Origin of the sequence: Herpetosiphon sp. NSE202 (genome assembly GCF_042688385.1) — a bacterium.
Classification (GTDB): Bacteria; Chloroflexota; Chloroflexia; order Chloroflexales; family Herpetosiphonaceae; genus Herpetosiphon.
The window spans coordinates 217,168-241,184 of the sequence record NZ_JBHUPY010000001.1 but is presented as its reverse complement, the minus strand read 5'-3'; the positions used below and the strand labels follow the sequence as shown (position 1 = coordinate 241,184).

The following is a 24,017-nucleotide window of genomic DNA, read 5'->3' as shown; positions in this document are numbered from 1 at the left end:
CGGGTCGCTAAACCAATCGAACACTACGAGCCTCAACTAGTCAAGTCGAATTCGTGGGTCAACAATGGTATAGAGCACATCAGCCAGCAAAGTAGCAAACACCAGCAAGATCGATGAGATCAGCAAGAAGGCCATTGCCAAGGGATAATCTTTGAGGTTGAGGGCACTAATAAAGGTAAAACCAAGTGCCTTGTAGTTAAACACTGTTTCGGTAAACAATGCACCGCCAAAAACCCCAGGAATCGCAAACACGATGATTGTAATCAAGGGAATCAACGCATTGCGGAAGGCGTGCTTGTAGATCACGACCCGTTCCTTGACCCCTTTAGCGCGGGCAGTCCGCACATAATCTTGGCTGAGCACTTCGAGCATACTCGCGCGCATAAAGCGGCTCCAGTTGGCCAAGTTGAGCATCGAAAGCACGGTAACTGGCATCACCAAGTGCATGACCCGATCAAGGAACGAGCCAGCGACAACCGTACCGAGGACTGGCACTTCGTAGTTGCGCAAGGCCAAAATATCGCCAGCAGGGAAATAGAACCAGCCATTGCGTTTAAACCACAGCGATACCGCAATAATCAAAAGCCCAAACCAGAAGGAAGGCAATGATAAGCCGATAAAGCTAAATGTGGTCAAAATATAATCAAAGAACGAATATTGGCGCACTGCCGAGAAAACGCCGAGCGGAATCCCCAAGACCAACGAAATGATCGTTGAGGTAATCATCAGCCAGAGCGTATCGGGCAGCTTATCTTTAATAATGTCTAAGACGGGAGCATTGCGCTGGAACTTCCATGAGGTACCCCAATCCCAGCGTAAAATACCTTTGCGCTCGCCGACATATTGTTCAAGCCCAACTTTATCGAGCCATGTATCACCAGCAAGCCATGTGGGATACCACAAGTACCACGGTTTATCAGCCCCGAGCAATTTTGCTTGACGCTGAATATCCGCCTCACTCGGACGGCTCTTAGGGTCAGTATTTTGGCGTAACTCATCAAGGGGGCCACCAGGAGCCAAGGCAAACAGCGAGTAGATCACTGCCGATGAGAACAGGAGAACGAGAATCGCTTGAAACAAGCGCCGAATGAGATATACAGTCATGCGGTACCTCTAAAGATGCTTGAAATGGTTAATTGCCGATAAGATAAATGGTTCTTAACTAGTACACTCTGTTACGGCAAATTACGTTCAAAAAAAGAGCATTGAATTTTATCGGTTTGGAAAACTGGCCTATTGTACCATTTATCTCGCATTACAAAAAAAACCACACAAGCACGACAATCACTGTCTGGTGGTTAAAATCCGGGCGTGACAACATTGTCTTGATTTAACTGTTTATGGTGCGCTCACAAAAAGCTGTGGGAAGGCGAGGGATACAACTACGGAGCTACGTGCAAGCACGCAGCTCCGTAGAGAGGAGCTTACCAATTACTTGGTAATGTCCCAGGTTTCGATGTTCCAGAAGTCAACTTGGCTGGTTGGATTCAAGTCCAAGCCGCTAACCTTGACGTTATATGCACCAACATTGACGCGTTGGTACAATGGGAAGGTTGGCAATTCGGCATTGAAGACTTTTTGAGCTTCGATGACCAAAGGAATGCGCTTAGCGCGGTCGGTTTCAGCTTGTGAAGCCAACGCAGCTGCATCGTATTCAGGGCTACACCAGCCAGTGTTGTTCTGACCGCCGTAGCTGTTTTCTTCGGTTGGAATTTGATCACAGAGGTACAGAGCGGTCGATGGCTCTGGGCCACTGACCCAAGCGTACAAGCCCAAGTCGAAGCGGCGGCCAGCCAAGATACCTTCTGCGCCGTTCTTGAACAAAACATCGGTTGCTGGAACGAAGTTCAATTGAACATCGATACCGACAGCTTTCAAGTCTTCTTGGATCAATTGAGCAACGGCTTCGCGGGTTTGGTTGTTTTCGGTGGTGAAGAATTGAATCGTGAGCTTAGCACCATCTTTTTCAAGAATGCCATCAGCGCCAGCGGTCCAACCAGCTTCGGTCAAGAGAGCCTTAGCTTTTTCAACATCGTATTCGTATGCTTCCAAGCCTTCGCCGTTTGGTGGGTAAGCCCAGTGGTCGGCTGGCAAGAAGGTGTTCATCACAACGGTCTTGCCGAACAAGACGTTATCGATGATTTGCTTGCGGTTGATTGCGAAAGCAACAGCTTGGCGCAATTTCACATCGGCGAAGATTGATGGTTGACCATCATTGCGTTCTACGCCAAAGTCCATGTGTTCCCACACGGTTGCTGGAACATATTGACCTTTGAGCGTGCCAGCAGCTTCGAGTTCGTCGAGCTTAGGAGCGTTCGCCAAGGTCAAACCAATTGAACCAACGACGTCAATTTCGCCGCTTTCCAATTGTTGCAAGACTTGATCTTCACTGGTCAGATACTTGAAGGTAACATTGCCAATGATTGGGTAGCCTTTTTTCCAGTAGGTTTCGTTAGCAACCAATTTGGTGCTTTCTTGAGGGGTGTTTTCAGCAATCTTATATGGGCCATATGCCAATGGCTTAGCAGCGTAGTCGCTACCACCAATGGTTGCTGGGTCTTCACCTTCCAAAACGTGCTTTGGTTCAGGACCAAAGGTGTTCAAGAAGTAGGTTGCATCGGTGTAACCAGGAGCTGCGTACCATACCAAGGTTTTGTCGTCCTTGGCTTCGTATTTTTGGGTACGATCAAGTACAAAGCGGCTAGCGTTCTTGATGCCTGGATCTTGGTACAATTCAGCAGCAAACACGAAGTCAGCAGCGGTGATGGCGGTGCCATCTTCCCAAGTCAAGCCGTCGATCAAGGTCCAAGTTACAACAACTTGTTCCATGTCCATAGCTTCGGTCAAGCTAGCGGTGTCGGTGATCAACTCGTCGTTGATGACGATGTTGCCTTCGTAGCTGCTGTCAACCGAAACGGTTTGGGTCACTGCATCGCCATCTTCGAAGCTTGGCAATTTGGTGAAACAAACTGGTTGGTATTCATAGTCCAAGGTGGTGAAACAGGCTGGCTGAATCGCTGACAACACTTGGGTGGTGGCGCTTGATTGTGATTCAATGCCGAACAAGGTGTCTGGCGATTGGGTCATACCAATGATGATGGTTTTTTCTGGGTCGGTGCCAGGGCCTTCGCCCGTGGTGCCGGTACCAGCGGTTGGTTCTGCGGTTGCTTCAGCTTCAGCAGTTGGTTCAACAGTTGCATCCGTTTCGGTTGCAGCAGCGGTTGGTTCAGTCGTAGCTACTGCTGCGCTATCTGTAGTTGCGGTTGCAGGGACTGTTGTTGCTGGAGCCGTGGTTGGAGTAGCATCGCCACCACAAGCAGCCAAGATCGGAACAACAAGGACCAACATGAGCGCAAAGCTCATCAATTGGCGCTTTGATCGAAGCATTCTTGCCTCCTAAATCAATGAGTCCAAAACCCGATTCGTAGAATCGAACATTCCTGCATCAGAGGGACACAGGGCCAACAAGGTTGGTACACAACCACATCCATCTATGGATTTTGGGGTATTCTCATAGGTAGCACAGATGTGATCGGTATTCAGAGCTTCATTATAACGATTAAAAAGCTGATGTCAAAATTTGTAGTACTTTTTGCCTAAGCTTTGGGCAGTTTGCCCAACGACCTAAGTAGTTAGCTAAAAATATTTACGCTCAATTTGGGCAGTTTGCTCGCTCCACACGGGGTAGTACCACCGCGCTGGAGCGAGCAGGCTTGGTTATTTGCGGCGTTCGCGGTTGCGCAAGAATGGTGGAATATCTAAATCATCATTGCTACCAAACGTGGTTGGTGGCGTAGGCCGTTGCGGTTGTTGTGGTTGTTGCGGTTGAGCCGCTGGCCGTACTGGTTGTTGGGTTGATGGCTGATAGTTTGATTGTGGTTGGCTGCTTGGTTGGCTTTGCGCCGATGGATACGAGCGCGAACGATTGTTGCCTTGAGGCCGCGTTTGGTCAAAGCCGGTCGCAATAATCGTAATTTTCACTTCATCAGCTGGCAAGTTGGGGTCAATTCGCGCCCCGAAAATGATGTTGGCATCGGGATCAGCAGCTTTAGAAATAATCTCAGCAGCTTCGTTGACTTCCAGCAAGCCTAAATCTTCGCCACCAGTGACGTTGAACAGCACACCTTTGGCTCCGTCGATCGAAATTTCGAGCAACGGTGATGAAATTGCCATATTGGCTGCATCGACCATGCGATTATCGCCAATGCCATGGCCAATCGCCATTAACGCCGTGCCTTGTTGCGACATAATCGTTTTTACGTCGGCAAAGTCGAGGTTAATCAAACCGCGGCTGGTAATCAAATCGGAGATCCCTTGAATACCTTGGCGCAGCACATCGTCGGCCATGCGGAAGGCTTCGTTCATTTTGGTATTTTTCGAAGCGATTTGCAGCAAGCGATCGTTTGGCACCACAATCAAAGCATCAACGGTTGGCTTTAGTTGGTCAATCCCCGATTCGGCAACTTTGCGGCGATGGTTGCCTTCAAACAAGAAGGGCCGCGTAACAACCCCAACTGTCAAAGCGCCAATTTCTTGGGCAATCGAGGCAATCACTGGCGAAGCGCCAGTACCGGTGCCACCGCCCATACCAGCGGTGATGAAAACCATGTCCGAGCCACGCAACACATCGTGCAGCTCGTCGTGGGTTTCTTCAGCAGCTTTTTGGCCAATTACTGGGTTGCCACCAGAGCCAAGCCCACGGGTCAATTTATCGCCGATCCGCACCCGAATCGTCGCCGGCGAGTGGATCAAGGCTTGAGCATCGGTGTTGACCGTAATAAATTCGACCCCTTGCAGGCCCGATTCGACCATGCGATCAACTGCATTTGAGCCACCGCCACCAACCCCAATCACTTTGATTTGGGCGAAATTTTCAATTAAGTTGTTATTGAAATCCATAGTTAAGTTGCCTCCAGATCAGCACCAAAGCTCAGCAATGGCGTGGATCGACTGTAGCCAGATGCCTGTTTAGGGTAAAAACTCCCGTAACCACATTTTGAAGCGGTCGTAGGTTTGTTTCCAGTTGGTTGTTGCTGGTTGGCTTGCAGTGTGGCCGCCAACGCTGCCCATTCCATGACGCAAGCCCCAACGGACAAGCCCCACAGCCGTGGCATAGGGTGGTGCATCAATTGCTTCAGCTAATCCAGTCAAATTCGTTGGGATGCCAATGCGCACTGGCATGCCTAAAAGTTGGCGAGCCATCTCATCTAAGCCAGGCAATTGAGCCGAGCCACCTGTCAGAACAATTCCCGCAGGCAACAGGCCTTCATAGCCAGAACGACGGATTTCATTGCCAATCATGTCGATCAGTTGTTCGGCGCGAGCTTGCAGAATTTCGTTAAGTTCAAGCCGCGAAACTTGTTGATGTTCACCTGGTGAGAAGCCATCAGTATCAATCAAATCCTCTTCAGGATCATGGCTTTCAATATCGCTCACTTTACCATAGCGCAGTTTAAGATATTCAGCGGTGTTATGTGGGGTGTGCAATACATAGACCAAATCGTTGGTGAAATGTGCGCCACCAATCGGCAACACAACGGTGTGCCAGATGCCACCACCAATAAAAATTGCAATGTCGGTCGTGCCGCCGCCAATATCAACCAGCACCACCCCACGGCTTTTATCTTCTTCACTGAGCACAGCCTCGCCCGAAGCCAAGGGTTGCAGCACAAGGTCGTCGATGCCAACCCCAGCCCGTTCAACACTCTTGATTAAATTTTGAATCGCCATCACTTCACCAGTGACAATATGCGTTTCAACTTCAAGCCGATAGCCCGCCATGCCAACTGGGTCGCGAATGCCTTCGTGACCATCGACAATATAAGCTCGTGGAATCACGTGGATTACTTCGCGTTGGGTGGGAATAGCAATCGCTTGGGCTGCTTCAACGGCTCGGGCCACGTCAGTGCGCGAAATTTCATGGTCGGGCCGTGAAATTGCTACAACCCCGCGACTATTGACCGAGGAAATGTGGCGACCAGCAATCCCCACGAAGGCTGTGCCAATGCGGTAGCCAGAAAGCCGCTCGGCCTTTTCGACCGAAGTTGCAATCGCGCTCACCGCTTCATCGATATTGACAACAACCCCGCGATCAAGCCCTTTGGAAGGCGTGAGGCCAACCCCTAAAATATTGACTTTGCCTGTATCGTGAACTTCAGCAACCAAAGTACAGATTTTGGTTGTACCGACATCAATACCGACAATGGTGCGATTCATGGAAAACCCCTTGTGTTAGGCTAAAATGTTGCCTGTCAAGCAGGGTTGCTGGCGATTATACGAGATAGCAGATCGCTTTGCAACCACGCTGCATTGCGTCAACAACCTACACTAGGTCGCAGAAGAAGCTGGTTTATCAAGGCGGGAACAATGATCAATGTCGGGTTGCTCGAAATAACGAATGATGAGAGCGCGACATTGCAAAAAAGTGCATCCATCAAGCGTAGCTTCGCCTTGGTTTCGCTCTTTGCGCCTAGCCAACCAGATGTTGGCGAATGCGACTGGCATTTTCAAACAAACGGACACCAAAGGCCACCACTGCCGCCAAATAGAGGTCGATGCCTAAACGTTCGCCAAGAAACGCCAACACAACCGCCAATACAGTGTTGCCAATTAATCCCGAGATAAAAATCCGATTCCGATAGCGTTTTTCGATCGTGGCCCGCGTTGCGCCAACAATCGAATCAAGCGCCGATAAAACTGCCACCGCTGTGTAACGGGCAAATTGCGAGGGAATCGTTAGGCCGGAAACAAGCCCAATCGCCACCCCAACTCCCAGCCCCGCCAGCGGAATCCACATAGCTTGTCGCTGCTCCACCCATGTGCTCCTTATTGCGACCCTTCAGTTGGCGTTGGAGTCGCCTGCGGTCGATAGTAGGGTTTTTCCGGTCGTAAATCAATAAATATCCAAGCTGCATCGCTGGTTTGGACTTGTTGCAAGGTTGCAAGTTTGCGATCAAGGCTAATCGGTTCGCCTGCCAAACGCCCAAACACAGCTTGCTTGGTGTCATTGTAAACCGAAAGCCCGTAGTATGGGTCCCACTCGTAGCGCGTCGGTTGCCAACCAAGCTCTTTGGGTATACGCAGATACAGGGTTTGGGCCAAATTCAAGGCATCGGTGTCAATATAGCTGCCCGCCGAAATTGGAATGGTGCGGGTATCGTAAATAATTAAGGTTGCGGTGGTTATCGAAGTGGCCAAGCCCAACACTTCGCCGCCAGCAGTCACTTCGTAATTGGTGCCACCAACATTCCACACAACCGCCGCCTGCCGCTCTTGCACCCGCACCAAGACCCGCGCCGGAATCCGTAATTGCACTGTGGCGGTGGCAACATAGGGATTTTGGCCAATCCGCGCAGCCACCGCCGCCGGATCAATATCCCAAATCGAGCGGCCTTGCAGGTTGGCCAATTGGCTAATTGTGGTCGCATCGACTGAGCGATTGCCTTCGATCTCTAAGTTGCCAACCACAAAGGCTGGCGAACGAAAGACAAAAATCAAGCAGCCAATGCTCGCCAACAATAAAGCCAAAGCCAGCAATTTGCCGTTCATGAGCATGCTGCGCAAAATCGTGCGCGCGGTTGGCCGCACCATGGGCGTGCTGGTACGCACCCCAAGCGCAGTCCGCCCGCGTGGCTTGCGACTGATTATCCGGCCTGTCCGACGTGGATTACTCATCGTCCTCGCTCGTGATAGCGCTCAATTGCCAAGTCGATCAAACGATCAAGCAATTCGCTATAGCTGACTCCCGTGGCTTCCCATAATTTGGGATATTGGCTCATCGCCGTGAAGCCGGGGAAGGTATTAATTTCGTTGATATAGATTGCGCCAGTTTCGCGCTCGACAAAGAAATCGACTCGCGCCAAGCCAGCGCCATCAATTGCTTTGAAGGCGGTCACGGCCATCGCCCGCAATTGCTCGCTGGTCGCAGCTTCAAGCTCCGCCGGAATCGCAAATTGGGTTTGGCCTTCAAGATATTTGTCGGCGTAATCGTAAAAATCGTTGGCTGGCAGCACTTCGCCTGGCACTGAAGGCGCTGGATCATCGTTGCCCAAAATTGCGACTTCGATTTCGCGGGCATTGATGCCTTGCTCAACCACAATCCGGCGGTCGTAGCCAGCAGCCTCGGCCATGCCAGCCACCAGTTCAGCCCGATTGCTGACTTTGCTAATCCCAACGCTGCTGCCAAGGTTGGCTGGCTTGACGAACATTGGATAGTTCAAAGCAGCTTCAAGCCGCTCATAGATCGCTTCGGGCTGTTGTTGCCAATCGCGGCGCAACACCAATTGCCACGGCACTTGGGGCAAGCCAGCCGCCGCAAATGCCGATTTCATCAAGCCTTTATCCATGCCCACCGAGGCCGCCAACACGCCACAGCCAACGTAGGGCAGATTGGCTAATTCAAACACGCCTTGAATCGTGCCATCCTCGCCAAACGGGCCGTGTAAGACCGGAATAATCACATCGAGCGCGGCCATGTTGGTGTGTTCGGGCAAGCTGCCAGCACTTTGCACAATGGCAGTTTCGCTGACCAAACCAGCTTGCGGCGCACGGCCAAGCATCTTTTGGTCGGCCTGTTGCTCTAAAGCCAACAATGGATCGCCACCGCTGAGCCATTGGCCGTTGCGGCTGATGCCAATTGGCACAACCGTATATTTTTCAGGATCAAGCGCATTCATCACCGCCCGCGCCGATTTTAACGAGACTTCGTGCTCGCCCGATTTCCCGCCAAAGACAATTCCAACTCGTCGTTTTGTCATAACGATTGATCCTCACTGGAGATCACGCGAACTTCTAATTCAAGTTCGATGCCAAATTGTTTGAGCACTTCAGTTTGGGCATACTCGGCCACTCGCAAAATATCGCTCGCGGTTGCCCCGCCAAGGTTCAAAATGTAGTTGGCATGTTTTTCGGCAATTTGGGCCGCGCCCATGCGAAAACCTTTCAAGCCAGCAGCATCGATCAAGCGGCCTGCGGTCGTGTTGGCCGGGTTTTTAAACACTGAGCCACACGAGGAACCAGCAGGCGTGCGTTGCTTGCGGCCTTCGGCAATCTCGGCCATTGTGCTGGCAATGCGCGCTGGATCGTCGCGCCAAGCAGTTAATACCACATCAAGCACATACGGAATGCGCGTGGTTGGCCGATTAGCTGCCAGGCGCTTGAGTTGGCTGGTGCGATAATCGAACTGAAAATCAGCCGCCGACCACTCGACAATTTGATTATCGGGCATTAAGAGCCGCGCCGATTGCAGGTGTTTCGCAGTTTCGCCGCCATAACAGCCAGCGTTGCCATAGATGGCCCCGCCGATTGTGCCAGGCAAACCTTCGGCCCATTCGAGGCCAGCAATGCCCTGCGCCGCCAAGCGCCGTACCGTGCCAGCAGTTGGCGCGCCAGCTTGCACATGAATCGTCAGCTGCTCGCCATGCTCCTGAATCTCAAAGCCAGTCGATCGATTGCGAATCACCAAGCCATTCCAGCCTGCATCGCTCATCAACAAATTCGAGCCGCCGCCAAGCATAAAAATCGGCAATTGCTGCTGTTCAGCCCATTGCACAGCCTCAATTTGTTGCTCAGGGCTGCTGACATTAACAAAATAACGCGCTGGGCCACCAATCCGCCACGCGGTATATGGCGCAAGTGGCTCGTTTTCGCGAAGGTCGATCATGCTTAAACCTGCATTCCTAAACTGCGCAAGCGTTCGCGCAAGCGTTTTTGTTCATCGTAGTGGCCAAGCCCTTGGCGCAATAAAAATGCTGTATGCCAATGTTTGCCCGCGTCATGGCGATCGTTCCATTCGTAGGCCAAATCGCCCAAACGCTCGCTGGCCAAGGCAATTCCAACCGTATCGCCCAATTGCTGAGCATTGGTCAGTGCAACATTGTAGCTGGTGCTGGCCGAGCCATAATCTGCTTGCGCGCGATAGGCATCGCCCAAACGATTGTGCAACATAATTTGGCCAACGCCCTGCGAACGCCGATCTTCGTATTGCAAGGCCTTCAAAAACGAGTCAACTGCGGTCTGATAATCGCCACGTGCATGGTGAATCACGCCCATCACCGTGTAGGCGCGGGCTGTACCCACTGCATCGTGCAATTTTTCGCGCAGCATCAGACTTTCTGCTTGGCAACGTAGCGCTTGATCCAAATCGTTTAATTCGAGATACGAAAGTGCTAATTTCTCGTGCACAATCGCCACGCCCAACGTACCAGGCAGATGCTCCTCAATTTCCAAGGCGCGGGTGTAATAATCGGCGGCTTGTTGGCCTGAGCCAATCAAGCGATAGACATCGCCAATACTTGTGATAATTTTAGCGATTGTTAGCCGATCGTCAATCACCGCTCCGCGTGCTTGGGCCGCGTTATACAGGTGAATTGCCTCGGTATGACGGCCTTGGAGTTGCTCAGTTTTGCCAAGATGCAACAAGGCTTCTGCTTCGAGTGGCAAATTATTGGTCGTGCGAGCCAAATCGAGTGCGCGTTTGAGCGTTTGCTCGGCGTTGGCAAAATCGCGCATAGCTCGTTGCGAGCGACCCAACGCTACCAACGAACCGCCTTCAATCTGCACCGATTGGGCGGCGCGAGCCAAGGTCAATAGCTGCTGCGCGTAATACAAAGCATCATCGTGATTGCCCGCCCAATCGAGCACCGTCCACGCCAAACTGTAGGCGCGCAGGGCAAAATTGGCCCGTTGCTCCTCGGCCAAGCGGCTCAGATAATCCAAGGCCCGCTCGCACCAAACGCGAGCATCGGCAATATTATGTTGTGCAATCACGCTTTCAGCCTGATCAAGAGCTGCGTTGATTGCGTCGGGCCATTCGCAGGCCAATGCTAAATGCCATGCCATAATTCCATCCAAGCCTTCAGGCCGACCAATTTGCTCGGCGTAAAGTTGACGCAACCGATCTGCTGCATCACGATGAAATTGGCGATACGCAGCATCAGCAATCATCGAATCACCTCAGCGCCGCCACTAACCGCTCGCCAACCGAAACTCCGTCACCTGCGCCCAAGGTCAATACCACATCACCAGCCTGCACATCGTGTAACAATTGTTCAAAAGCTTGGTTCAAATCGCCCACTGCCAAAGCATTTGGATGTTGCATCCCAGCCACAATTTGCGTGGTTGGATCGCCCTTGCTGGTTTCACGTGCGCCATACACTGCGCCAATCCGCACCACATCTGCTTGTTCAAAAGCTGTCTGAAATTCAGCCAAAAACGCTTCCAAACGACTGAAGGTATGCGGCTGAAAATAGGCCACAATTCGTTGTTCTGGGAAGCGCGCGCGGGCTGCGGCAAGCGTGGCTCGAATTTCGGCTGGATGATGCGCATAATCATCAAACACCCGCACATTGCCTACCTTGCCTTTTGGCTCGAAGCGCCGTGCCGCCCCTTGATAGTGCACAATTGCCGCGACCGCCGCCGCGAGATCAACCCCGTAGGTGTGGGCCGCAGCCAAGGCCAATAAGGCATTTTGCACATTGTGCAAGCCAGCAACCGCCAACTGAACGGCGATTGGCTCGGCCACGGGACTAATCAGATCAAAAAGCATGCCATCGGGCGTGGCTTGAATCGCCGTTGCGCGCCAAGCATTGTGCTCAGTCAAGCCGCAACGAATCGCTGGCAAATCGGCCAGAACCCGTTGCGTGCCAGCATCATCGCCGCAAAGCACCAAGGCTTGCAGGCTGGGCTTGCTGGCAAACTCAAGAAAGGCCACATCGTACTCAGCTTGGCTCGGGTAAATATCAACATGATCCCAATCGAGGTTGGTGATAATGCCAATCGTTGGGTCAAGCGCCAAAAAAGTGCGGGCATATTCATCGGCTTCAAGCACCAACGGCCCTTGGCCCCACGCGGCGCTTGCTCCCAAGGCAGGAACATCGGCTCCAATCAAAAAGCCAGGCGTATAGCCAGCATGCTTGAAAATAACTGCCAACATTGCGGTAGTGGTGGTTTTGCCATGGGTTCCAGTAACCGCCAGCGTTGGGCGCGCTGCACTCCATTCGCGCCAAAGATCGTGGCGCGTGAGCACCGGAATCGCTGCTTGCTGGGCGGACACGATCTCAACATGGTCGAGTGGCAAGGCCGAGGTAACCAGCAAGCGATCGATGCCGACGATATGGCTCGCATCATGGCCGATCGCAATGGCAACCCCTTGGTCTGCAAGCCGCTTGGTTGCGGCATTGGCAGCGCGATCGCAGCCTGAAACCTGATCGCCACGTTCCACAAGGATCGTCGCAATCGAACTCATCCCTGAACCACCAATTCCAACAATGTGCGTATGCACCAGCGACTCCTTAAAAAAACCAGATAAAAACAGCAGAAACGCTGAGATCGACGATTCCCAGCGTCCCCAAGCATTTTTCAGAACATAGAACATAGAGCATAGAGCATAATCGATCAATAAACGTTGCTATGTTCTATGTTCTTTGCTCTATGCTCTCCTTGTTACTCCCGCATTCTGGGGAGGCGGAAGAATGTGACAATCAACACGACCAAAAAGAGCAAGGCAAAGATCGTTGGCAAATTGTCCTTCAAGGCATTTTGCTGCGAAATTGACGAGACGGTGATGCCAACGCCCTCATCAAAGGGCAAATTAGCGCCCTCTTTGTCGTAGGCAATCCAAAAATCGAGCAAGCGTGAAAGCACAAGATACGAATTCAACACGCCCACGCCGACCCCAATCACCCGCCCACCGCGACTGACTTCATCGCGACTGCCAATCGCCGAGCCAATCACATACGAAAGAATGACCCCGATGATAAACGAAATTGCCCGAAAATTCTCAAAATTATCGCTATCAATAAAGGGCGACCGTTCGCCGCTTTCGCTGCCAAACAGGGCATTAATAAACACTGCAAAGGCATTGATAATCCGATTCAGCAGCCCAGCCATGTTTTCGGCAACCGTTGGGTTGGCAAACAACACCAATGAGAAAATGAGCCCGACCGTGGTAATCGCCTCTTCCTTCCAGCCGCGCCGCCAGCCAAAGAAGCCTGCGATTGGAAAAATCACAAGCATCAAAAGCTGCAAAAAGCTAAACTGGATCGATTGTTGCAAGAGGATCACTCGAAACGACATACGCTTTAGCCTCCTCGGGCAAGCGCCAGCCATTCGCTGGCAAGCCGCGCCCCTGCGTCTGGTTGGGCAAGGCTGGCACTGCGTTGCGCCATCGTTTGCAAACGCGCAGGGCTACTCAGCACTGCTGAGAGTTCGCGCCACAAACGGCCTTGGGTTGGCTCTCCAGAGCCTAGCATTGCCTCATCGGGAATGCTAATTGCTGCGCCACGGTCGGCCAGGGCAGCAGCGTTGTATTCTTGCTTCACCATCGTCAAAGGCACCAAAATCGAACCAATGCCTGCGGCGGGGAGTTCAGCCATCGTCGAAGCACCAGCCCGACTTAACGCAAAATCTGCTGCGCCAAATGCTGCGCTCATCGAGCGTTCAGCATCGGCATGCAGATAGGGGTAAAGGTGATAACGGCTGGCCTGTTCAGGGCTGAGCTTGGCCTGAGCCTCACGCAACCATGGTTCATCGCCATTCCGTCCGCAAACATGCACGACCTGCGCTAATTCTAACAGATCGCTTAAGAGCGCGGCAACAGCCTGATTAATCGACCTTGCGCCTCGGCTGCCACCATAGACCAAGAGCACTGGCAATTGATCATTCAGCCCAAACAAGGCCCGACAGGCAGCTTTATCTTGATTAAACACCTCGCCGCGCACCGGATAGCCAGTTTCGACCACCTTGTGCGCTGGCAAATAGCGCTTAGAATCATCAAAGGTTACAGCAATGCGGGTGGCTAAACGGGCCAAAACCCGCCCCGCCCAACCAGGCACAATATCGGGCAAATAGAGCAACGTTGGCACTCGTTCGAGCGCCGCCGCCACAAACAGCGGCACACACACATAGCCACCAGTGCCCAAAATTGCTGCTGGCCGTTCGCGCCGCAATAAGCTACGGGCAGCAAGCACACCTTTTATCAACACGCCAGCATTTTTCAGCATCTGAATTGGGTTGCGCCCACGCATGGCAGCAGCAGGCAAGCCAACAAACGGAATTGTGCTCTCGCGCTTGACCAAATCGCCTTCCATGCCATCAACTGAGCCAATATAGCGCAGTTGCGGTTTAACGTTGGCGTTGATTACGCCGCCGCTGCTCAATCCTTTCGCGGGCGGTGCTGCCGTTGATTGGCTGGCTGACCAAGGTTTTGCGCTGTTTGGGCTTGCGCCAAGCGATGAGGCGCTTGGATTCGTCTGCTGGTTTGCGCCATGTGCCGCCGAGGGAGTTGCCGATGGCAAAGCTGCTTGCTCGCTGAGCTTCTTCAGGGCGCTGGCTACGGCCAAAGCCGGGTACACGTGGCCGCCCGTGCCACCGCCGCACAGCATCAGCAGCGGCGACCACTCGTGGTCGGAGTTGGCCAATTGTGGGGATGGAGAGTTCATTGGTTTGTTCCTCAGCCCGTTTCAACGGCGCATAACGGGTAACACTCAGCAGCAAGCCCGCTGCAATCATGGTCATCATCAACGATGAGCCACCATAGGAAATGAATGGCAGCGTAATCCCAGTAAACGGAATCACGGTGGTTACCACGGCAATATTAATTAGCGCTTGCACGACGAGCCATGTCGTCACGCCAACTGCAATCAACGCCCCAAATGGGTCGAGCGAGCGTGAGGCAATCCGGAAGCCGCGCACTGCCAGCACAATAAATGCTGCCAGCACCAAGCCTGCGCCAATCATGCCCAATTCTTCACCAATCACCGCATAAATGGCATCGGTATGAGCGAAGGGCAACCAGAAAAATTTCTGGCGGCTTTGGCCCAAGCCAACCCCAGTCCAACCACCAGAGCCAAGCGCATACAAAGCGTGAATTGGTTGGTAGCCACCGTCGCGTGGGTAGCTAAATGGATCTTGCCAAACCAAAACCCGCAACGCACGATAGCCCGCCGATTGAATTGCCATCCAACCAACCAGCGTGGTAATGCTGGCGGCAATTCCCAAGTGGGTCAAGCTGGCCCCAGAGGTAAACAAAATCGCGGCACTGATCACCACAATCACAATCGTGGTACTCATATTTGGTTGCAACAGCACCAAGCCTGCCAACAGCCCAAGCATAATCCCAAATGGCAATAGCCCAGTGACAAATTGGCGAATTTTCGAGCCACGCCGCGAAAGCCAGTCGGCAAAATAAATAATTGCCGCAAACTTGGCAACCTCGCTTGGCTGCATCCCAATTGGCCCAATGTTAATCCAGCGGCTGGCTCCGTTGACCTTGGTAATATGTTCGGGCAACAGCAATACCAGCAACAGCAAAAAGAGCGTCAGCGCCATCAAGGGCAAGGAAAACCGCCGTAACTTGCGATAATCGAACTGCATTGTGATAAACATTGCCACAACGCCAGCAATTGCCCACATGGTTTGGCGCAACACCCAATAGACCGAAGAATCATACTCGGCATAGGCCACATAAAACGATGAGCTATAGACCATCACTAGCCCAAACGCAACTAGGCCAACCACAAGGGCTAGCAACATTCCATCAGGTTTTCGCGGAACTCGATCGTTCATGCCGACCTCCAACCGTCTAACGGGCACTTAATATCCATGCTGCATAGAAATCTTCGAGCAGCGCCCTGCTGCTTGCATCAGCCATGCGCTGGTTATGTACAAACCAGGTTGCGCCAACCACAAAAATTAAGGCCGCAACCACACTCAGCCAACGAATTGGCGCAGGCGCTCGGGCCTCAATGCGCGGCTTAAACCAATCGGCAATATAGGCCAAGCGTGGGGCCAATGTAAAGCCCAGCGCCAAGCCCATCACCATGCCACCAATGTGGGCATAGTTATCGATCACCGATGAGAGCGATAAGCCAATAATCAGGTTAATTGCCGCCGTGCCAACCATTTGGCGCAAGTTCTGGCGGGCAAAATCGCCGAGCACGCTACGGGCGGTCAGGAAGAAGCCAATCAAACAGCCAATCAGGCCGAAGATTGCGCCCGATGCCCCAATCGAAGGGCTAGGCAACTTACCAAATGTATACGAAGCCCAAGCCCCGCCAATGCCGGCAATCAGGTAAATGATGCTAAAGCTCAGGCTGCCATAAAAGCGCTCAACAGTTGGGCCAAGCGCATACAGCGCATACATATTGAAGCCAATATGCACCAGCCCGCCATGGAGCACAGTTGCGGTCAGCAAGCGCCACCACTCACCGCCAATATCCATCAACGGCGACCATTTGGCTCCCAATTCGATCAATACCAGCGCATCACCTTCGCTGCTGCCCATCACGTTCATGCCTTTGAGGATACAAACCACAAACATGATGACGTTGATCGCCATAAACACCCACGTAGCCCGTACTGGCGCATTGGGTAATTGCACCATTACAGGCTGGCTGGGAGAATATTCAACACGCTCAGGCTCATAACCTGAATAGGGATCTTGCATAGTTTGCCAATTTCTGAGCCAATTGTAGCAATCAAGCTCAATAGCGACGAAACAAGAACTTAGGCCTTTGGCAATAACCTCAATTGCAGAACCTTCACTATCGTGGCTGGTTTCGTTAATGTTGGCTATAGCCCAATCTTCCTAAATAATTTTTAATCTTCCGCCAATAGGCCGACAATTCGTCGGAATTCTTCGCCACGATGAAATTCGTTGCGAAACATACCAAAGCTCGCCGCCCCAGGCGAGAGCAAAACTGTATCGCCAGCCTCAGCCAAGTTAAAAGCCGCCCGAATTGCTTGCTCAAACGATTGATAGCGCTCATGCTCAGTGCCAAGCGCCGCAGTCAGCCCAGGCGAACCAGTGCCATCCAAAATAATGAGCTGTTTTAATTGGCTTGATTGTTGAATTGCCTCAACCAACGGAGTCCAAGCTAGCTTTTTATCAGCACCGCCAGCAATTAAAATCACTGGGCTACTCATCGAATTGAGCGCAGCGGCGGCAGCAGTTGGCGTGGTTGCTGCCGTATCGTTGACGAAACGCACGCCATTGATTTCGCGCACCAACTCCATGCGATGTTCAACGCCAGCAAAGTGCTCGATTGCCGTGCGAATCGCCGCATCGGGAATACCATAGGCTTGGGCCAAGGCCGCAGCGGCGGCAATATTCAAGGCATTATGTTGGCCTTGCAATTGGCCCAGCGGCCAGCCTTCGTTGCCATCAAACCAAATCACCCGCCCCGGTGCTTCACTCACCCAAGTATTGACAATCAAATCGTGCTTGGGCAAGACCACCACATCATCAGGGTTTTGATACAGAAAAATTTGTTGCTTGGCTAATCCATAATCGGCCATCGAGCCATAGCGGTCGAGATGGTCAGGTGACAAATTGGTGACACAAGCATACTCTGGGCTTAATCCGGCTTCGCCTAGCCCTTCCAACTGCCACGACGATAGCTCAAGCACCACCGGCGTTTGGGCGGTGATGCGCGGCAATTGCTCCAAGGCCGAAACCCGCAAATTGCCAGCAACCACTGTATCGGGATAAACCTCACGCAACATCGCCCCTGTCAAAGTGGTGGTGGTGGTTTTGCCCTTGGTTCCAGTAATGCCAATAATTGGCGCTGGGCAAAGCCGGAAGAACAGCGTCATCTCCATTTCAATTGCTACGCCAGCGGCGCGAGCCAATTGCAAATAGCGCGATTCACGCGGCACGCCTGGGTTGCGAATCACCATATCAACCAGCTCAAAATCTTGGTCGCGATGTTCGCCGAGCACAAACTCAACGGGCAAGCCTGCCAAAGCTGCTAATGAAGGCTGCAACACTTCGGCGCTACGCAGATCGGTCACAATCACATGTGCGCCTTGCTCCAGCAAAAAGCGGGTAACGCCTAAGCCGCCACCATGAACACCCAAGCCCATCACGGTTATTCGTTTGTTGCGTAAATCGAGCATGCCATGCCTTACTTTGCTAAATGCCCTGCGATTCAGTGATTCATCACGTTAACTCTGCTTTGCCCTCACCTTCGCTCCCGCCCAATGGGCGAGAACGAACCACCGATTCCATGCTCCCCTCGCCCGCGTTCAGTGGGCGAGGGGCTGGGGGTGAGGGCATGCCGCTCGTTGCCAAGCCAATGCCTAGTTTTCCAATGGCGATGGATACGGCGTGGCGGTCGGATCGTCGGTCGTGGTAAAAGGATTATCAGGAATCGTCGGCTGGGTTGAGCTTGTGCTGACTTGCTGGGGCAAGGCTGGATTCAAAGCCAGCGAAATCCCAATCATCGCCGCAATAATCCCAATCATCACAAAGCGCTGGACGACTTGCATCTCCGACCAGCCAGTCAACTCGAAGTGATGGTGGATTGGAGTCATTTTGAAAACCCGCTTGCCAGTGCCAGTCGTGATCCGCGTATATTTGAAATAGTAGCGCTGAATCACCACCGAAGCAGCTTCGAGCACATAAATAATCCCCACGATGGGCAGCAACAACCATGCTTTGGAAATCAGCGCCACAATCGCCAAGGTTGCGCCCAAGGCCAACGAGCCAGTATCGCCCATAAACACTTGAGCTGGATGGGCGTTGAACCACAAGAAGGCCACGCACGCGCCCGAAACCGTAAACGAGTAGGTCACCAAGTAATCGAAGCGATAGACGAAGGCAATTACGCCAAAGGCGGCAAAGGCAATCGCCGAAGTCCAGCCTGCTAGTCCATCCATGCCATCGGAGAAATTAACGGCATTGGCCATCGCCACAATCAAAAATGTCGCAACCGGAATGTACCAGTAGCCAATATCGATTACGCCGACAAACGGTACAACCACATCGCCACCGTTGGCCAAACCAAACGGCTTGGGCAGATACAAGGCCAGCGAAGCCAGAAAGGCAATCATCACCAGCCAAACCATTTTGAAGCGCTCGGTCAGGCCGAAGGTTTTCGAGCGCACTTTGGTCAACGAAAGATAATCATCGAACGCGCCAAGAATGCCATAGCCAACCAAAGCTGCCAACGGCAAGAGCATCGACCAGCGATTAACCAAATTGAAAATCACCGTGATGATTACAACTGAGGCAATGATCATGACTCCGCCCATGGTTGGCGTGCCAATTTTGATCATATGGCTTTGCGGGCCGTCAACCCGAATTGCTTTGCCAATATTATGGGCCTTGAGCCAGCGAATCCACCAGCGGCCAAGAACTAACGTCAAAACAAAAGCGGCTCCAGCTAATAACAATGCTTCAGCCAGCTTGAGCACCAGCGCTCGCTGAAGTTCGACGACGACCTGTTCGTTATTCACGCCTTAGCCTCCGGCCTAACTTGCAAAGCATTCGCAACATCTTCCATAGCGGCAGCACGTGATCCTTTGACAAGGACGTAATCGTTCGCTTGGAGGGTCGATTGCAACGCCGCAATCACCGTAGCTTTGTCGGGTAACACATGCACATGCTCTGCTGCCAGCCCTGATTCAATGGCTCCTTTGCCAATCCAATGGGCTTTTTCGCCCACAACATATAATTCATCGACCACATCGGCGGCCCGCACGCCAACCGAACGATGGCCAATTTCATCTTGCGGCCCAAGCTCGGCCATATCGCCAAATACGGCAATGCGGCGGCCTTGCAGCTCTGCCAAAAGATTCAACGCCGCAATACATGAAACTGGCGAAGCATTGTAGGTATCGTCAATCAAGGTTGCGCCGCCAACCGCCGGATACGAGAGCAAGCGCAATTGAGCGCTGCTGCGCAACCCTTGAATCAGCGAATCCCACGAAAGCCCCAGCACAATCCCGACCGCTGCCGCCGCCAAGGCCGTATGCACGCTGTGCAAACCAATCAAGGGCAATTTGATATGCCATTTTTCGCCACGATAATGGGCATCAAAGCCAATGCCATCTAAGCCACGACTTTCGATGTTATCGGCCCACAAATCTGCTTGCGGGTCGAGGCCATAGGTAAAGACTTGGGCTTTGGTACGATTGCGCATCGCCAGCACCCGCTGATCGTCGTAGTTGAGAATCGCCCAACCATCTTCTGGCAAGGCTTGGACTAATTCGCTTTTGGCTTCGGCCACATTTTCAATTGTGTGCATGCGCTCCAAGTGCGATAAACCAACGTTGGTCACGATGCCAATTTGGGGCTGAGCAATCGTCGTGAGCAAGGCCAAATCGCCTTTGTTGTAGATGCCCATTTCGAGCACTGCAATCTGATGTTTTGGCTCAATGCCAAGCACCACCAAGGGCAAAGTATTTTCGCTGTTGTAGGAGCGTGGGCTTTTATGCGTACGCATGGTTGGCGCAAGCATGGCCGCCAGAACCTCTTTGGTCGAGGTTTTGCCAACGCTGCCGGTAATTCCAACCACCACCAAATCGCGTTGCTGACGATGGCGAGTAGCCAAGCGTTGCAATGCCAGCAACGGCTGATCAACGCTAATCAAAAAAAACGCATTGGCTGGTGCAGTTTCAGGAATTTGGCCCAAATCGGGATCAAGCTCAACAAAAGGCCGATCCAAGCCCAGTTGGCTTGGATCGGTCAAACGACCGCGTTGCACCAAGGCCGCGCGAACGCCGCGCGCCGCGACCGCAGCAATAAACTCATGACCATCGACCCGTTCGCCTTGCAAGGCCACAAACAAACCATCATCGACAGCTTCGCGCGAATCGATGCAAGCACTCGTTATTGGTAAATTGGCCAACGCTGCGGGCAATTGCAAGCTTGTTTCGCGGGCAATTCGCACTCCATCAACCACCGTTTGTAAGCTTAGCATAGGCACTATCTCAAAGCCATGAACCCATGGCGCTAGTAGATTTCGTTATTGTTCAATTTGACATTCATGCACCAACTCTGGGTTGGGCGGAACTTGATAATGGGTCAGCAAGCGCTTGAACACAGCGGCATACACCGGAATCGCCTTGGTGCCCCAAATTTCTTGGGTGCGATCAAGCTTGACCAAGACCGTAAAGCGCGAATCTTCAATTGGGCCAAAGCCCATCACCGAGCCAATCGTAGCGTTTTCGTAGCCACCACGACCATCGGGAATTGAGCTAGTGCCAGTTTTGGCTGCAATGTTGTAGCCAGGCACCAAGGGCACGCCGCCATTACCTTGGCGGTCATAATAGGCGCTACATTGCTTCCACCACATATCTTCTTGAAAAGCGTAATTGTTGTTGGCAGCGCGTACCATCATCTTGGCCACATCCATAGCCACATCATTATCAATTACGGTACGCAATACCTTTGGCTCCACCTTGTGGCACTCGCCGCGCTCACACCATTCTTGAATGATGTAGGGCTTCATCAAATTGCCACCATTGGCAATCGCCGACATCGCCCGCAAGTGTTGCAGCGGCGTGACTGCGATGCCTTGGCCGTAGCCATTGGTCGAAAGCACAATTGGCCGCCAATCGACGGTGGTATCAGGCCATTGCACAATCCCAGCCTCTTCGCCACCCAACTCAATTCCGGTTGGCTGGCCATAGCCAAAATCGCGCAAGCCTTGATAGAAACCTTCTTCGCCCGCCATTTCGGCGTATTGCAACGCGCCAACATTCGATGAATACAAAATGACATTTTCGGGAGTCATCGGCGAGTGGCCGTTGGAATCGAAGTTGGCGCAGCAACCAGGGGCGCGGGCAATAAAGCCTGGGTCATCAACCACGCTATTGACCGTAAAGGCCTTAGCTTGCAAGCCAATTGCCAAGTTAATCGGCTTGAAGGTTGAGCCTGGCTCATACTGGTCGGTAATTGCACCATTTTTGTTGTAGATTTCTGGCTGATATTCGGTATAGCGATTGGGATCAAATTTGTTGGACGTTGCCATGGCCAGAATCGCGCCAGTTTTGGAATCCATCACTGTGATTGAGCCACCACTTGCGCCATGGTTGATCAACGCATTTTGCAATTCTTCTTCGGCAATATGCTGGGCGGTTGGGTCGATTGTCAGGGTAATATCTGCGCCATCGCGTGGCTCTTGCACGGTTGGCGGATCGATCCAAATCGAGTTGGCAGCTGAGTCGATTTCGGCTTCGAGCGAGCCAGCAACCCCAGCCAACAGCGAATTGTTATAGCCCTCAACCCCGCTAATGCCCACATTTTCGTAATTGGCTACACCAACGATATTGGCAGCAAACATGCCTTTGGGATAAACCCGCACCGGCTCCGGCGTGAGCGAAAGCGCCGTATTTTTGAGCGCGCGAATTTGCTCGCTCACTTCAGGCGTTAAGCGGCGTGCCAGCACCACATACTCGCGATCTTTGGTTTGCAACAATTGTTTGATTTCGCTGGGAGCTTTGCCGATCAAGGGCGAAAGCAACAAGGCCAAGCGATCAGATTCACTTGGGTCAGCTACATCATCATCAATCAACGGTGGAGCCACGCCCAGCACATCGCGATCAACATTCATCGCCAAAACCCCGCCAGTGCTATCGCGAATAATGCCGCGGGCTGGCTGAATTGTACGATTTTGGCGAAATTCACTTTGCGCTAAGCCCGAAAGCTGATCATGGCGTTGGACTTGAACTTCAAATAATTTATGGGCATTTGCCAAGGCAAATACCACACAGATCAACAAAATGGCGTTGATGCGCCAGCGTGAGAGCAAGGGTTGATGCTGGGGAGTTGGAGCGGTACGCGCGGCCATGCAAGTTCCTCCAAAGTGCAAGAGCGGGAACGGGCGCTAACGAGCCTGAACCGTCCAACGATGGTGTGGTAGTTCAATAATCAAATATTCTGCTTGGCTGGATACAATGGGGGCAAAGCCCAAGGCGGTTGCTCGTTGGCGAATCACCTCAAGCGATTGCGATTGTTCAATCTCATACAGCAACTGGTTATTGGCGCGCACCAATTTAGTTTGCTGCACTTCAAGTTGCTCGAGCCGAAAGCCAAGCGCGGCAATTCGGCCAGTTTGGGCCAAATACAGCATACACATCAAGGCCACCACAACCGCGAGCGCAATTAACACGCTGGCGCGGCGTTGGCTGGTTGGTTGGCTGGTGCTGCGATTACGGATGGCACTCAGGCCACCAATTGGTTGAGATTGAACCGCCATCAAGAATCCTCCGACAGGTGTATCTATGCTTCGGGCGCAATCGCCGTCGTTAAGCGTCGTTGGGCAACCCGCAATTTGGCTGAGCGGGCGCGTGGGTTGGCCTTGAGTTCTTCTGGTGTGGCCTCGATTGGCTTACGGCTCAACACGTCAAGCGTTGGCACATAATCGCAATCGCGCCCAACTGGATAAATGCATGCCCGTGGACCGCTTTTCGCGGCACAACTATGCGGGCAGGCCAAAATTTCAAGTTTGGCAGGAATCAAACATTCGCTTGCTTGATCGCGCATCCATTCCTTGACGATCCGATCTTCTAGGGAATGGAAGGTGATGACCGCTAAACGCCCACCTGGAGCTAAGAGTTTGGTTGCGGCGGCTAAGCCTTCGCGCAACGCCCCCAATTCATCGTTGACCGCAATCCGCAAGGCTTGAAAGGTTCGCGTTGCTGGATGGGTCTTACCTGCTTGGCCACCCACGGCGCTACGCACCAAACTTGCCAATTGCGCGGTGCTGGTAATTGGGCTTTTGGCCCGTTGCTCAACGATTCGGCGGGCAATCCGGCGTGAAAGCCGTTCCTCGCCATATTCATAAATCACATTCGCCAAATCAGTTTCATTCAGCCGCGCAATCAAATCGGCGGCACTTTCGCCCTGAGTTGGATTCATACGCATATCCAGCGGCGCATCGTACTGAAACGAAAAACCACGTTCAGGCAAATCGAGTTGCGGCGATGAAACCCCAATATCGAGCAGAATGCCATCGACTTGCTGCCAGCCGTGTTGGGCTGCAAGGCTCGCCATCTGGCGATAATTGCCATGCATCAAGGTCACACGCTCGCCATAACTGGCGAGGCGTTCGCGAGCGGCAGCCAAAGCCATTGGGTCTTGATCGATTGCGAGTAATTGGCCAGATGGGCCGCTACCAGCAAGGATGCCACTGCTATGGCCGCCCCAACCGAGGGTGCCATCGATATAGCGCCCAGCAGGGCGTAAATTAAGCGCTGCCAGCGTGGCATCATACAAAACTGGAATATGCATT

At 52.6% G+C, this 24,017-nt stretch carries 19 protein-coding genes and 1 pseudogene; all 20 read right to left on the bottom strand.

The window, feature by feature from the left end:
- Positions 1-36: 36 nt before the first annotated feature.
- The 20 genes and pseudogenes from ACFMKP_RS01010 to rsmH all read right to left on the bottom strand — a co-directional run bounded on the left by ACFMKP_RS01010 (position 37) and on the right by rsmH (position 24,016).
- A complete protein-coding gene (locus tag ACFMKP_RS01010) occupies positions 37-1,104 on the bottom strand; it encodes an ABC transporter permease (RefSeq protein WP_110514626.1) in 1,068 nt (355 codons plus the stop codon).
- A 327-nt stretch (positions 1,105-1,431) separates the two neighbouring features.
- A complete protein-coding gene (locus ACFMKP_RS01005; protein ID WP_382288225.1) occupies positions 1,432-3,387 on the bottom strand; it encodes a peptide ABC transporter substrate-binding protein in 1,956 nt (651 codons plus the stop codon).
- A gap of 330 nt (positions 3,388-3,717) precedes the next feature.
- Entirely contained in the window at positions 3,718-4,899 is a 1,182-nt protein-coding gene (gene ftsZ / locus ACFMKP_RS01000) for a cell division protein FtsZ (protein ID WP_382288223.1), read from the bottom strand.
- A 69-nt stretch (positions 4,900-4,968) separates the two neighbouring features.
- Positions 4,969-6,216, bottom strand: a complete 1,248-nt coding sequence (gene ftsA, locus ACFMKP_RS00995; protein WP_204754869.1) for a cell division protein FtsA — start codon at positions 6,214-6,216, stop codon at positions 4,969-4,971.
- A 253-nt stretch (positions 6,217-6,469) separates the two neighbouring features.
- A complete protein-coding gene (locus ACFMKP_RS00990) occupies positions 6,470-6,814 on the bottom strand; it encodes a small basic family protein (RefSeq protein WP_201783493.1) in 345 nt (114 codons plus the stop codon).
- A gap of 11 nt (positions 6,815-6,825) precedes the next feature.
- On the bottom strand, positions 6,826-7,674 hold the full coding sequence (locus ACFMKP_RS00985) for a cell division protein FtsQ/DivIB (RefSeq protein ID WP_382288219.1): 849 nt from the start codon (positions 7,672-7,674) through the stop codon (positions 6,826-6,828).
- The gene (locus ACFMKP_RS00980; protein WP_382288217.1) at positions 7,671-8,756 is read right to left on the bottom strand and encodes a D-alanine--D-alanine ligase; all 1,086 of its coding nucleotides are present in this window, start codon (positions 8,754-8,756) and stop codon (positions 7,671-7,673) included. The genes ACFMKP_RS00985 and ACFMKP_RS00980 overlap by 4 nt, the downstream gene beginning before the upstream one ends.
- The gene (gene murB / locus ACFMKP_RS00975) at positions 8,753-9,661 is read right to left on the bottom strand and encodes a UDP-N-acetylmuramate dehydrogenase (protein ID WP_382288214.1); all 909 of its coding nucleotides are present in this window, start codon (positions 9,659-9,661) and stop codon (positions 8,753-8,755) included. The genes ACFMKP_RS00980 and murB overlap by 4 nt, the downstream gene beginning before the upstream one ends.
- Before the next feature lie 2 nt (positions 9,662-9,663).
- The gene (locus ACFMKP_RS00970) at positions 9,664-10,944 is read right to left on the bottom strand and encodes a lipopolysaccharide assembly protein LapB (protein ID WP_204754865.1); all 1,281 of its coding nucleotides are present in this window, start codon (positions 10,942-10,944) and stop codon (positions 9,664-9,666) included.
- Positions 10,945-10,948: 4 nt separating this feature from the next.
- Entirely contained in the window at positions 10,949-12,280 is a 1,332-nt protein-coding gene (murC, locus tag ACFMKP_RS00965; RefSeq protein WP_382288212.1) for a UDP-N-acetylmuramate--L-alanine ligase, read from the bottom strand.
- A 161-nt stretch (positions 12,281-12,441) separates the two neighbouring features.
- Positions 12,442-13,074, bottom strand: coding sequence for a hypothetical protein (locus ACFMKP_RS00960; protein ID WP_382288210.1), 633 nt, complete (start codon positions 13,072-13,074; stop codon positions 12,442-12,444).
- Between the two features lie 5 nt (positions 13,075-13,079).
- Positions 13,080-14,381, bottom strand: coding sequence for a glycosyltransferase (locus ACFMKP_RS00955; protein ID WP_382288208.1), 1,302 nt, complete (start codon positions 14,379-14,381; stop codon positions 13,080-13,082).
- Positions 14,382-14,481: 100 nt separating this feature from the next.
- Positions 14,482-15,531: pseudogene (gene ftsW, locus ACFMKP_RS00950) on the bottom strand (putative lipid II flippase FtsW); the annotation flags it as partial.
- A 49-nt stretch (positions 15,532-15,580) separates the two neighbouring features.
- Entirely contained in the window at positions 15,581-16,444 is an 864-nt protein-coding gene (locus ACFMKP_RS00945; protein WP_382288206.1) for a rhomboid family intramembrane serine protease, read from the bottom strand.
- 152 nt (positions 16,445-16,596) lie between these two features.
- On the bottom strand, positions 16,597-17,895 hold the full coding sequence (gene murD / locus ACFMKP_RS00940) for a UDP-N-acetylmuramoyl-L-alanine--D-glutamate ligase (RefSeq protein ID WP_382288204.1): 1,299 nt from the start codon (positions 17,893-17,895) through the stop codon (positions 16,597-16,599).
- Positions 17,896-18,078: 183 nt separating this feature from the next.
- Positions 18,079-19,236 carry a phospho-N-acetylmuramoyl-pentapeptide-transferase gene (gene mraY, locus ACFMKP_RS00935; RefSeq protein ID WP_204754858.1) on the bottom strand — a complete coding sequence of 386 codons (1,158 nt, stop codon included), beginning with the start codon at positions 19,234-19,236 and terminating at the stop codon, positions 18,079-18,081.
- Positions 19,233-20,702 (bottom strand): UDP-N-acetylmuramoyl-tripeptide--D-alanyl-D-alanine ligase, encoded by a 1,470-nt coding sequence (gene murF, locus ACFMKP_RS00930; protein ID WP_382288202.1) that lies wholly within the window; start codon positions 20,700-20,702, stop codon positions 19,233-19,235. The genes mraY and murF overlap by 4 nt, the downstream gene beginning before the upstream one ends.
- 45 nt (positions 20,703-20,747) lie before the next feature.
- Positions 20,748-22,574 carry a peptidoglycan D,D-transpeptidase FtsI family protein gene (locus tag ACFMKP_RS00925; protein ID WP_382288200.1) on the bottom strand — a complete coding sequence of 609 codons (1,827 nt, stop codon included), beginning with the start codon at positions 22,572-22,574 and terminating at the stop codon, positions 20,748-20,750.
- Between the two features lie 36 nt (positions 22,575-22,610).
- Positions 22,611-22,982 (bottom strand): hypothetical protein, encoded by a 372-nt coding sequence (locus tag ACFMKP_RS00920; RefSeq protein WP_110514643.1) that lies wholly within the window; start codon positions 22,980-22,982, stop codon positions 22,611-22,613.
- Positions 22,983-23,005: 23 nt separating this feature from the next.
- Positions 23,006-24,016, bottom strand: a complete 1,011-nt coding sequence (gene rsmH, locus ACFMKP_RS00915; protein WP_382288197.1) for a 16S rRNA (cytosine(1402)-N(4))-methyltransferase RsmH — start codon at positions 24,014-24,016, stop codon at positions 23,006-23,008.
- Between the last annotated feature and the right edge of the window lies 1 nt (position 24,017).